This is a genomic window from Agromyces sp. Marseille-P2726 (assembly GCF_902809835.1).
In the GTDB taxonomy this organism is placed as follows: Bacteria; Actinomycetota; Actinomycetes; order Actinomycetales; family Microbacteriaceae; genus Agromyces.
This window is the reverse complement of record NZ_CADDWM010000012.1, coordinates 311017-323129: the sequence shown is the minus strand read 5'-3', so window position 1 is coordinate 323129 and position 12113 is coordinate 311017. Positions and strand designations below refer to the sequence as shown.

10 protein-coding genes are annotated in these 12113 nt (G+C 69.3%); 1 reads left to right on the top strand and 9 read right to left on the bottom strand.

All coding sequences use genetic code 11. From position 1 onward, the window contains the following. Position 1: 1 nt before the first annotated feature. The 9 genes from HUS56_RS07800 to HUS56_RS07760 form a co-directional block, all read right to left on the bottom strand. Positions 2–160, bottom strand: coding sequence for a DUF6760 family protein (locus tag HUS56_RS07800; RefSeq protein ID WP_173922823.1), 159 nt, complete (start codon positions 158–160; stop codon positions 2–4). Further along, positions 157–606 (bottom strand): hypothetical protein, encoded by a 450-nt coding sequence (locus HUS56_RS07795; protein ID WP_173922822.1) that lies wholly within the window; start codon positions 604–606, stop codon positions 157–159. The genes HUS56_RS07800 and HUS56_RS07795 overlap by 4 nt, the downstream gene beginning before the upstream one ends. Then, positions 606–1052: a phage tail protein gene (locus tag HUS56_RS07790; protein ID WP_173922821.1), complete on the bottom strand. Its 447-nt coding sequence runs from the start codon at positions 1050–1052 to the stop codon at positions 606–608. Before HUS56_RS07790 ends, HUS56_RS07795 begins: the two co-directional genes overlap by 1 nt. Before the next feature lie 47 nt (positions 1053–1099). Next, positions 1100–2665 carry a phage tail sheath subtilisin-like domain-containing protein gene (locus tag HUS56_RS07785; protein ID WP_173922820.1) on the bottom strand — a complete coding sequence of 522 codons (1566 nt, stop codon included), beginning with the start codon at positions 2663–2665 and terminating at the stop codon, positions 1100–1102. Between the two features lie 244 nt (positions 2666–2909). Continuing rightward, positions 2910–6875, bottom strand: a complete 3966-nt coding sequence (locus HUS56_RS07780; protein WP_173922819.1) for a hypothetical protein — start codon at positions 6873–6875, stop codon at positions 2910–2912. A 63-nt stretch (positions 6876–6938) separates the two neighbouring features. After that, positions 6939–7607 (bottom strand): DUF4157 domain-containing protein, encoded by a 669-nt coding sequence (locus HUS56_RS07775; protein WP_173922818.1) that lies wholly within the window; start codon positions 7605–7607, stop codon positions 6939–6941. 105 nt (positions 7608–7712) lie between these two features. Continuing rightward, positions 7713–9764 (bottom strand): ATP-binding protein, encoded by a 2052-nt coding sequence (locus tag HUS56_RS07770; protein ID WP_173922817.1) that lies wholly within the window; start codon positions 9762–9764, stop codon positions 7713–7715. A 1-nt stretch (position 9765) separates the two neighbouring features. After that, positions 9766–10416: a DUF4255 domain-containing protein gene (locus tag HUS56_RS07765; protein ID WP_173922816.1), complete on the bottom strand. Its 651-nt coding sequence runs from the start codon at positions 10414–10416 to the stop codon at positions 9766–9768. Between the two features lie 573 nt (positions 10417–10989). Next, complete coding sequence (locus HUS56_RS07760) at positions 10990–11613, bottom strand: response regulator transcription factor (protein WP_173922815.1); 624 nt, start codon at positions 11611–11613, stop codon at positions 10990–10992. Positions 11614–11786: 173 nt separating this feature from the next. Between HUS56_RS07760 and HUS56_RS07755 the strand changes: the two genes are divergently transcribed. Further along, positions 11787–12104 (top strand): PAAR domain-containing protein, encoded by a 318-nt coding sequence (locus HUS56_RS07755; protein ID WP_173922814.1) that lies wholly within the window; start codon positions 11787–11789, stop codon positions 12102–12104. Positions 12105–12113: the final 9 nt, after the last annotated feature.

The window sequence follows — 12113 nt, the reverse complement described above, 5'->3', positions numbered from 1 at the left end:
GTCAGCGCCCCTCGCTCATCCTCGTGTTGATCGCGGCGATCTCGTGCACGTAGCGCAGGCGCTCGGCGTGCTCCATGTCCAGGATGTCGTCGAGCGACCAGTGGAAGTGGTAGGCGACGTACGCGACCTCCTCATGGATTCGGTCGGCCGAGTACGTCATGATTCCCCCAGGCGCCCACCCGCGAGATCGGCCGTGAACCGGTGGGAGCACTCGGGGCAGGTCACCGCGATGCGGGTGTGCCCCTCGGCGTTGATGCGCCGGTAGAAGTCCTGCAGGAATGCGACATCCGACGCGAACATGTTCTCGATCACCGAGCCGTCGACCGTGCCGAGCGTGCCGAGCGACGTGATCACGCGACCGAGCAGCACCACCGTCGTGTACGCCGCGTTCTCCTGCACGCGTGCGTCGTAGAGCGGCAGCAGTTCGTCGCGCGCGGTGGCGAGGCGCATGACGCCGCGGCGATGCACCGTGCCGTCGGCGCCGACGTACCCGCGCGGGAGTTCGAAGGCGAACTCGGTGCGCATGGCGCCATCGTCGACGGATGCCTCGGGGCCGATGCCCTCGTCGGCGCGCGCGCTCGGCCGGGTCGCGAGAACGCGCTGCATCACGTCACCTCGGACTCGTCGAAGCAGACCGTGAACTTCTCGGTGGCCTGCTCGGTTGCGCCCGCCTTCAGCGAGTTGATCTCGACCGAGCGCACCCAGCAGTTGCGGAACTCGTACTTCTTCAGCGGGCTGCCCTCGTAGTCGAGCAGCTCGACCGACGCGGTCTTGCGGGCTCCGGCGACGTCGCCCTGCATCACGACCTTGAGCCAGTCGCTGATGGTCTTCGAGTCGGTGAGCCCACGCGTCACGGTGAACTCCCCGGTCTTCGCCCGGCCGATGAGTTGGCGAGCGACGTACTTGCCGTCGGCGAGCTGCTGTTTCAGCTCGATCTTGTCGACCTCGTTCTTGAGGCCCGAGACCTCGGTGACCTTCGGGATCTCGATGCCGTCGATCGTGACCTTGAAGGCGTACGCCGGAGAGGAATCGAAGGAATCTGCGAGTGCCATGTCTAGCTCCTAGTGATGGCGGTGGAGGTGCGGTGGCTGTGATCGGGTCATTCGGTGACGAGGCTCGTGCCGCCCGAGAACTGCGAGAGCTGGAACACGACGAACTCCGCCGGCTTCACGGGGGCCACGCCGATCTGGCAGATGACCTGGCCCGCGTCGATGACGTCAGCGGGGTTGGTCTCGTCGTCGCACTTCACGAAGAAGGCCTCGTCGGGGGTGCGTCCGAAGAGCGCGCCCTTGCGCCACTCGCCGATCAGGAAGCTCGAGATCGAGCGCGTGAGCTTGCCCCACAGGGCGGGATCGTTCGGCTCGAACACGGCGAACTGCGTCGCGTTCAGGATCGACTTCTCGAGGTAGTTGAAGAGCCGGCGGATGTTGACATACCGCCACGCCGGATCGCTCGAGAGGGTGCGGGCGCCCCAGACCCGAACACCGCGCCCCGGGAAGCTGCGGATCGCGTTGATGCCGATCGGGTTGAGGGTCTCCTGTTCGGCGCGGGTCAGCTGCGTCTGCGGTTCGATCGCGCCGCGGATGACCTCGTTCGCCGGCGCCTTGTGCACACCGCGTTCGTTGTCGTTCCGTGCCCACACACCGGCGATGTGCCCGGACGGCGGCATGAACCGGTTGGTCCCCGAGACGGGGTCGAGCACCTTGATCCACGGGTAGTAGAGCGCTGCGAACTTGGAGTCGTGACCGGCTTCGACCCGACGCCAGTTCACGATCTCCTGCGCTGAGAGCTGCGGCGGTGGGTCGAGCACGGCCACGCGGTCGCCCATGAGCTCGCAGTGCGCGATCACAGCCTGCTGCACGGCCTTGACCGTCTCGAGGTCGATGGCGCCCTGCTCGAACGCCGCCATGAGGTCGGGCACCGCCACCATCGTGACGTCCTCGACCTCTTCGAGACCGCTGAACCCGGTACGGTCGGCGGAGTCGCCGATGTAATTGGCCGCGCCGAGGTCGTCGAGCACGATGGGCTTCTCCTCGGGCTCGGGCACGGCGAGGTCGAACGTGCCGTTTCGCAGCCGCACACCGGCTGATCCGGGATCGGTCTCCGCTACCGTCACGAGCTTCGACTGCGCGAGCTTCGTGAGGAGGAAGGCGGGGTGGTCGGGCTTCGCCGAGACTGCGTCATACACCTCTGGGGAGCGCCCTTCGGCGGTCACCGTGAGCTTGAACGTGCCATCCTCCGGCGCCTCACCGTCGGGGTCGGCGACCTCGACCTTGATCGGCTTGGCATTGGGCGAGGCGTTCTTGGCCGTGAACTCGTACGGGCCGATCCGTGCAGTCTGCGGACCTGCCGCCAGCTGCTTGGGCTCGCGCTTGCCGCCCTTTCCGCCCCCCGACACGGCATCCGTCCCGATGCGAACGATGTAGCAGTTGCCACCCCCGTTGAGGAAGTAGCCGTAGACCGCATAGGCCAGATAGGCGCCCTCGTACAGGCCGCCGAACTGCTCGACGAACTGGGTCCAGTTCGACACGAGCGTCGGCTGGTTCTCGGGCCCTTTCGGCGCGATGCCGATGAACGCGGCAACCGCGGTGCCCACGCCTTCGATCGGCCGTGTCCCGGCGTCGATCTCCTGCACGTACACACCGGGTGAAAGGTAGGTGGGCATCCCGGACTCCTTCGCTGGATTGCGTGGTTCCAGCGTCGGTGAGCGGATGCCGCAGAGGGCAGTCTTTCGGTGCGTGCGGGTGGGTAGCGGTGGCTGCGCGATCGGGCATTCGAGCGCGGAACCGCCTGCCCGCCGATTCACTCGTCGCGGTGACTCCTGAAATGAAGGACACTCCGCAGGGCGCGGCGTCCTTCATTTCAGGAGTCGATGGGCACGGGCCGTCCGCCGACGCGCGCCGTAGCGATCAACGCGCGGGCACCGCATGGAGGCTGGCCGCCATGTCGGCTTCGGCGCGGTTGGCGAACCAGGCCGGCGGCCCGAGCGCCACGACGCCAGGCAGGTCGAGCCGGGCGAGGTCCTCCGCCGATGTCGGGAAGTTGACCGCGTCCGTGGGATTCACCGGATGAGGGCTGGTCCAGTGGATCGAGACTGAGGCTCCAGTGAAGGTGCCGAACCACTCCCCCAAGGTGATGCAGCATTGTGCACAGGGCATCCTGTTGATGTCGATCCGCAGCGATTGCAGATTCGCCCAGGCTTCCGACGGGACGTCGCGCATGAGTTGGCCCACTAGCTTGAATTCGGCGTGGGAATGGTTGTTGTGTTCGCGCGACATGGATTCCAGGCGGAAGTTCTGCGACACGACTTGGACGACGTCGCTCGAGACCCGCTCCGCTGGCGCCAGTCCGGGGGTGTCAGGACGACCCTCGGGACGTACGACCTGCGCGCCCGGGAAGTCGCCCCAGGCGGTACTGACGGCACCACCGCCGGGATGGGCCACTGGTCGCGTGGGCCGTCGTCCGGTGGCTGGATCACGCTTCGACCGTGGGACGACCTCGCGCACGGTCTGGAATCGGCGCGGAGTGGTGAGTTCGACCGGGCTCGAGAAGCGCAGCGTCGCGCCCGCACGGACCGTGTACCCGGGGCGCGCCAGGCGCAGCAGGACGGCCGGCTCGAGCGGGCTGGCCTCGACGAGGATCGGGATGTTGCCGTCCTTGTCCGGCCTTCCCTCGACGACGCGGCGCACGCCCTCCGGGCGGTAGGTCGCCTCGACACCGTCCAGTATCGCGGGGATTTCCTGATGCTTGTGCGGCTCCCCGAGCTGTGTCAGCAGTGTGCTCTCCACCTTCCCGCGCACCGTCTCCGATCCGGGTTTCGGCGTCGAGCTGGGCGTCGCGGCGGGCTTCTCGCCGCCTCCGAGCTTGCCCTTCGCCCAGGCCTTGCCGGCCTCGACCTTGCCCTTCACGTAGGCCTTGCCCGCCGCGACCTTCGCCTTCACGCGGGTGCTGATGCCCTTGATGCCGCGGATGATCGGCCCGGCGAGCTTCAAGCCTGTGCGAATGAGGAAGTCGAGCGCCTTATTCACCGGCTTCTGGATGGCCTGGATGATCGAGCGGATCTTCTCGCCGATGCCGCCGATGCCGAGCACGCTCGCGATGAAGCCGATGAGGATCGGCACCATCTGGCCGAGCGCGTTCTCGATCTTGCTGACGACGGTCGAGATGTTGCCCTTCGCGATGTCGACGATGCCGTCGATGACGGTGTTCACGAACTCCGCGATCCGCTCGGCGTTGTTCACGAAGAACATCACGACGTCGTAGATGAGCTTGCAGGCCTTGATGAACGCGGCCGCGGGGTTCAGCAGGCTGATCAGCCAGGTGATACCGGCGGTGATGATCCGCGTGACCACGAAGTCCTCGAGCTGCTCCATGATCATTGCCTTGATATCGCCGATCTTCTCGACGAGCTTGTCCCACAGGCCGGCCACTCCCTGGTCCTTGATGATCTGGAAGACCTCGACGCCCTTCTCGACCGCAGCCATCGCCTTCTCGCCGATCTGCAGCACGAGCCGGTTCCGGATGTTCGCCCACGTGAGCCCGAAGATCGACGCCAGCAGCTTCACCACGCCCTTGAGGTCGAACGTGTCGGGGATCTCGATGCCGGTGTCGCCGAGCTGGCCGAACAGCCAACCCATCAGGCCCTTCTTGAGGTGCGTCGTGATGTTGGTGAAGAACCGGTCGATGCCGCCCTTGATGCCGTCGATGAGGTGACCGAGGAAGCCGACCGGGTCGCTGATGATGTCGCCGATGACCGATGCCGCGCGCGCGAGCACGCTCGCGAGCATCGAGGCGAGCTGCCGAATGGTGTTGATCACGGCCTTGATCGCGCCGATCGCCTTGTCGACGAGTCCGCGGTTCTCGGCCTGGAGCGCCTCGATGCGTTCGTCCAGCCCCTTCCGCGCCTCGACGTACTTCGTCGCGAGCGTGTCGACGACCTGGTTCTCCTTGTCCTTGACCTCGCTCTCGAGCTGCTCGAACCGATCGCCGATCTCGCTCGCCGCCTCGGACCCCACCTTCTGCAGGTCCTTCGGGAGTGACTTCACGTAGGTGGAGATCTCCGACCGCCCCTTCGCGATCCGTCGCTTCGCCGCGGCCAGGTCGCCGCCAACGATGTCGGCGACGCGGGAGATGACGCCGTCCATCTGCTTGAGGTAGAGCTCCCGACCGGCGACGTAGAACTCGTTGACCTTGTCGGGCATGCCGAACAGCTTGTCCTTGGCCCACCGCAGGCCGCCGAGCCATCCGCCGTACCGGTCCTTCTTGTACGCCGACATCTTCGCCGCGACATAGGTCTCGAAGGCCGCCTTCGCCTTCGCTTCACCCTTTTCGAACTCCGTCTCGACTTTGGGGTCGATACCGTCGAGGATCTTCTTCACGTCGGTCTCGGTCGCGGTGAAGATCGCTTGGATCTTCGTGGTGACCTCGGCGCGCCGCTGTTCATCCTTCGACTTCGCCTTGCCCTTGTCGGCGACCAGTCTGGCCAGCGCGGCGACCTTGGTTCCCTGCATCCCCTGCACACCCGCGGCGCTCACGGCGTTCGCGTCCGCCTTGCCCTGGGCGATCGTCGCCTGCTCCTGGGCCCGATACTCGGCGGGCGCGGCATCGGCATGTGCCGCCGCGGTCCTCTTGTCGGCCAGCGCGCTCTGGAATTCGGGCTCGCCGGATCTGGCGAGCTGCTCGTCGGTGACGTTCGCCTCGGCCATCTCCTTTCCGACCTCGTGCTTGCCGGCTTCGAGATTGACCTGCTCGGGCGGCACTGGTTTCGGAACCGCGCCCGCCGCCGGGATCGGCACGGGCTGCCCCGGGTTCTCTGGAGCCATTGGGGTGACGGGTTTCGCCACGGCCTTCGACGTGTCGGGTGGCGCGTCGGTCGCCGCCTCGATGTCGTGCGCCGACCCCTCCTTGCCCTGGGTGACGAGCCCCTTCACCTCGCCCTTGACCTCGCCCGCCTTGCCTGACTTGGCGTAGTCGTCAGCCTCCTTCAACGTCTTCGGTGACTTCGGCTCGATAGCCGTCTTCACGGCAGCGATGAACGCCTTCTTGTCGAACGTGCCGGGCTGCTGCGCGTCCATCGTGTCGGCCTTGGCGGCCTTCGCCTGCCCGGCCAGGTCGTCGCTCGGGGCGACGGCGGCACCCTGGGCCTCCTTCGCCTTCGACGCGGCCGGCGGATGCGCCCGCTTCGCAGCGGCGAACCCCTTCACATTCGCCCTCACCTGGCTGAACGCTGGGTCCTGTGCGGGCTTCACCCCGGCGGGCGGCACCGGGGGCAGCAACAACTTGTCACGGGTCAGGCCGGCGGGAGCGCCCACGGCCGCAGGCGCGGGTCCCGCCGTCGTCGGGCCGGGAATCGCACCCGGTTGCGCCGATCCGGCGACCTTCGGCTGCGCGGCCGCAGCCTTTCCGAGCGGCGAGACCTGCGGCACCGGTTTCGGGGGCGGCACGGGCTTCTTCGCCGCGACCGCGCTCGGGCCGAAGCCGGTCGTCGTGACCGCCAGCGCCGATGCAGGCGGTCGCACGCCCTCGAGATCGACCGGAATGCCCGCCGCCTTGGCGCGCTCGAGGCCGCGTTCGACGCGCTCGACATCGGGCTCGTCGCGCCGAAGCTCGACGAGGGCGCGGTCGATCTCGACCATCGCCTCGTCGCCCGGCCAGCGCATCCTGGCCGAGAGGAGGGCGCTCACCGCGGCGTTTCCAGCCTCCCGCTGCAGCTCGAGGAGCGCTGCCCCGCGCCCCGATGCACCGGCTGCTGGCGACCTACGAGTCGCCTGTCGGCGCCCCGCCGCGAGCGCCTGGGTCATCGCCCCGCGGGTCGCTCCGCCCGAGCGAGAGTCGGCTCGGGCGACCTCGGGGTTCGACGTCAGCGCGATCGTCATCGTCCCTGTCCGTCCCAGGTGGCTCCGGACTGACTCGGATTCCGCGCACCGGCGGGTCGCGGCTCAGCCGGCCGCTTCCTCCTCGTCCTCTTCAGCCTCGCGCTGTACGAACGAGCCCTGCACCGGTTCCTCTTCCTCGGCCTCGTCCTGCCGCTGCACCGGCGCGGACTCGTTCATGACCCTGGTCGCGTTGTCGGCGGCGGCACGCTCGAAGCGGTCGCCGGGGTCGCTCACGCTGATGCCCCCGCCGGACGGCGTGCCCTCGACGGGTCCCGACCGTTGCTGCACGACGTGGGTCAGCTCGTGCGCGAGTGTGGTGCGGCCGGCCTGCGATGAGGGATCGTACGCGTCGCGCTGGAACACCACGTTGTTGCCGACGGTGTAGGCGTGCGCGCCGACCGACTTCGCCGAGTCGTGCGCCGCGGCATCCGTGTGCACCTTCACGTCACCGAAGTCGTGGCCCAGCCGCGATTCCATGTCGGTGCGAACCGCCGGTTCGAGCGGCGAACCACCCGACGAGACGACGTCGAGCACCGGCGAGCGCTGCTCTTCGACGAGGTCGCTCACCGCGCCGTTGCCGGCCTCCCGCTGCAGCCGCATCATCGCCGCGCTGCTCAGCACGTCGGGTCGCCGCTCGGCGAGTCCGTGCACCGCCACCGTCGATTCCCGTGCGGTCTCTGTCGCCCGGCGCCCGACCTCGACGTCGACGCCGTCCCACTCATGTGCGTGCATGGCGCACCTCCATGATCGACCGATTCCATTGCACCGCGCGGCCGGCATGCGCGTCGCCCGTCTGCCCGTTCGGGCAGTGAGACGTGCCCGAGCGGGCACCCCGAGTCATTCGCCCACCACCTCCGGCCAGAACGCGCCGAACTCACTCTCGACGATGAGCCGGCCGAGCTTGCGGTACTCGCGGTGCACCGCCACGACGCAGTGCCGCATGAGCACCGTGCCGCGGTCGGCGGCAGCGAGGTACGCGGCGGTCACCGCAGCCGAACGGATGCCGCCCCCGGCGAGTTCGAACGACCGGCCGAGGTACTCGAGGTCGATGTCGTCGGCACGACGCACGTACGAGCCGAGGCTCCGGTCCCACAGGCGCGTGCGCTGCGCGGCATCCGGCATCGGGAAGTCGACGATGACGTCGAGTCGCCGGGTGAACGCCTCGTCGATGTTCGCCCGCAGGTTCGTCGCGAGGATCGCGAGCCCGTCGAACGTCTCCATGCGCTGCAGCAGGTAGGCGCTCTCGACGTTCGCGTAGCGGTCGTGCGAATCCTTCACGTCGCTGCGTTTGCCGAACACTGCATCCGCCTCATCGAAGAGGAGCACGGCGTTCGTTCCCGCCGCGGCGCGGAAGATGCGCTCGAGGTTCTTCTCGGTCTCGCCGATGTACTTGTCGACGACGGTCGAGAGGTCGACCACGTAGAGGTCGAGGCCCAGGCCGCCCGCCACGACTTCGGCCGACATCGTCTTGCCGGTGCCCGAGTCGCCCGCGAACAGGGTGACCACGCCGTGGCCGCGTCCGCCCCCGGGTCGCATGTCCCAGTCGCCGAGCACCTGTTCGCGGTGCCGGGCGCGCAGCTCGATCTCGCGCAGCGCGCGGAGCGGGCCGGATGGCAGCACGAGGTCGTCCCATCCGACGCGGGGCGACACGCGCCGGGCGAGCCGGTCGAGCGCCGACGCGTTCTCGGCCCTGGCGCCGGCCGCGAGGTGCTCAGCGGTGATCACGCCGGTCTTCGAGAGTGTCGCCTGCGCTCGAGCCGTGTCGGCAGCGCGCTGCACCTGCTCGGGTCCCAGTCGGAACGGGCCGGTCGCCTCGGCGATGTCGAGCCCGTCGGCCGCTGGACCGAGCCAGGTTCGCCAGAGCTGGACGCGCTCGGCCGTCGTGCTCGGTTGGACGTCGGCCATCGCCGGTAGCTCCCGGTACCAGCCGGGGTCCCACGTCGAGTCGCCGATGAAGATGGTCGGCTGCGGCGAATCGGCGAGCGCCTCGACGAGGGCGGCCGGCGTCTCGGCGGTCACCGGGGCCGCGATCAAGCCCAACCCGCGCAGGCGTGCCTCTCTCGTCGCGAGCCGGGCGAGTTCGATTGCGTCGTGCCCCGTCCCGAGGCGGGCGAGGTCGAGTTGCACGACGTCGAGACCCCGCGAGCGGATGCCGCGAACGGCCACCGCCGCCCCCGAACCGGTCGCCGACTCCCGCAGGTACAGCAGCCGGATGCCGGCGGCGAGCGCCTGCTCCACGCGGCGAGTGTCGCCCCACTCCACGACCGACGGTTCACGCAGTACCCCGTCGAGCGCGCGATCCGGGGTGTCGTCACCGAGCAGATGCCCGACGACCCGGTCGGGCACGCGCACCGCGCGCCCCGGCAGTGGTCGATCCTCGTCCTCGACGATCACGAGCCCACCCGAGACCAGCGGCCCGGAGATCAGGCGCGCCCGATCGCCGGCTGAGGTCAGCGGCACCCCGCAGAGCTCGAGCGCGACCGCGACCGACGGCCGGCGTCGCCCCACGTCGTCGTTGAGGTAGCCGAAGAACCGTTCGAAGCGCGGGTCCAGATCGGCGGCGAGCGCGATCACCAGCAGGTCCACGTCGATGGGGCCCAGGTCGAAGGCGGCGGCGAGCCGACGCAGGCGGAGGCGGTGCCCCGCGGCTTCGCTCAGGTCGGCCTTCTGCTCCGTCTCGGCGAGGCGGGCCGAGGCATCCGACCAGTCCGGAACACCGGGCACCCCGGCCAGCAACCGATCGAGCATCTCGTCGCTGAGGTAGAGCCCGCGGAAGGGGTCATCGGGCTGCGGGTCGACCGCACGTCGCGCCGCCACCAGCCGACGGATGCGATCCTCGATCGCCCCCACCCGCCCCAGCAGGTGGGCGACGCTGGGGTCGGCGATCATCTCAGTCCTCCGAGGGGGTTCCGCCGGGCATCGCCGGCAGCGCGGATGCCGCGTGCGACGAGCTCTCCTCGATCCCGAAGTCCTCGGCGGCGATCTGCGCCTCCACCCCGGCGGTGACGGGCGGGCCGGCGGGATAGCTGAAGCCTCGTGCCACGGGCGCGGGGACCACGAGGTCGAGCGAGGGCTTCAGCTCTCCGCCGAGCGACGACCAGACGTCGGCGAACGCGCGATCCTCCGGTGGTGGCTGGGCGACGGTGAGCGAGCAGGGCAGTCCCGTGTCGGCGAGGGTCGCCGTGACGAACGATGCGGGGATCGCGTCGAAGCGAAGGAAGCAGCGCAGCAGAGCGTCCAGCAGGCGATGCTCGTCGTCGGGCCGCTGCGTCCAGGCCGTCACGAGGTACGAGAGCTTGAAGAAGCGCGGCGCCGGCACGCGATGCGTGACGAGACCACGGTCGTCGCGCTGCTCGGTGAATCCGTACTCCCGTCGCCGAGCGTCCTCCCTGATGTCGTAGAGGAAGAGGTCGACGGTCGGGGCATTGCGCCTCGCGGCCCAGTCCTTGGTCGGGGCATCGAGCGCGATGTCGATGTCGGCGGCGATGCCGTCGGACGCCTTGACGAGCGCGCGGATGGCGTCGTCGATCTCGCCGATCATTCGTTCAGTGTGCGGCGCCGCGGCGCCCTCCGGCCCCGTGCTCGGGGCACCCCTGCGGGCAGCGGTGGATTCCTCCTCGGGCAGGTGCCTGGCGGCCCGCGCCTCGGTCGTCGAGTAGCGCCCGGCGCCCCGCGCCCCGCTCGTCGAGTAGCGCCCGGCGCAGCCGGACGCGTATCGAGACGGGCCCGCGTCTCGGTCGTCGAGTAGCGCCCGGCGAAGCCGGACGTGTATCGAGACGGGCCGACGTCTCGGTCGTCGAGGAGCGCCCCGCGCCCCGCGCCTCGGTCGTCGAGTAGCGCCCGGCACAGCCGGACGCGTATCGAGACGGGCTGCCGCGTCTCGATACGCGTCGCGCTTCGTGCGGCGCTACTCGACGAACGATCAGATGCACGCTTCGCGCGTCGCTACTCGACGAACGATCAGATGCAGCGCTTCGCGCGGCGCTCCTCGACGAACGATCAGATGCAGCGCTTCGCGCGGCGCTCCTCGACGAACGATCAGATGAGCCCTTCGCGCGGCGCTCCTCGGCGAACGATCAGATGAGCCCTTCGCGCGGCGCTCCTCGACGAACGATCAGATGAGCCCTTCGCGCATGGCGTAGGCGACGGCGTGCGATCGGTTGCGCAGTTGCAGGCGCGTCGTCACGTCGTGGAGCACGTTCTTCACGGTGCGCTCGGAGTACGAGAGCCGCGAGGCGATCTGCGCCGTGTCCCAGCCCTCTGCGACGAGCTTCAGCACCTCGATCTCACGCGACGCGAGGCCGTTGAACGTGATTCCCCTCGGGTCCAGCACGGTGCGCTGCAGGCGGCCGACCTGATCGAGCAGGCGGCCGAGCAGATCGGGCGGCACGGTGCCCTCGCCGGCGGCCGCCGACGCGATGACCGACAGCAGGCGTTCGGTCGTGGCATCCGATCGACGCACGAGTCCGACGACGCCGCACTCCACGGCGCGCACCAGGTCCTGGTCGTCGAGGTGCGAGGCGATCAGGATGACCCTCGCCTCCCCGTTGCGGCGGACGAAGCGGAGCGTATTCAGGGCCTCCTCGTCGACGGCGTCCACGATGACGAGCACGACGTCGGGCGGATCGCTCTCGTCGGGTGCGACGACCCGCACCTCCGGGCGTGGCCGGAGCGCGCTCGAGACGCCGGCCTCTGAAATGGGGTCGCGGGCGTACACGCGAACCGTCGTGCGAGACATGGGATCCTCCCGGTGACCACGTGGAGCCTCGGGCTCCGCCGAAGGGGAACGTGGGTAGTCTGCCCGGGTACGCTCTTCGCGCACTCAACGCGCTCTCAACGGGCAGGCTCGCTGCGCGACCGTCCGTCCTCGAGTGCTCGGGATGCCGCGCCGCGCGCGCGTAGCGTGAGGGCATGCCAACCGGTCCGGCCCTTCGCGTCGGCGATGTCGCCCTCTGCGCGCTCGTCGACGGGCTGAAACCCCACGTCGGCGGGCCGATCACGCCGGCGGCCGGGGTCCCCACCGTACTGATCGGGGGGATGCCCGCTGCCGTGGCGAACATGACCCCCGGGGGCATCGCCTGCGTGTCACCGGCTCCGAACGGCATCGCGCAGGGCAGCCTCACGGTTCTCGTCGGCAACTTCCCCGCCGCGCGCCTGGGCGACCTCACGATGCACGGAGCACCGATCGCGCCCGGCCCAGGAGCGCTGAACGTGGTCATCGGCGGGTAGGCCCGCCCG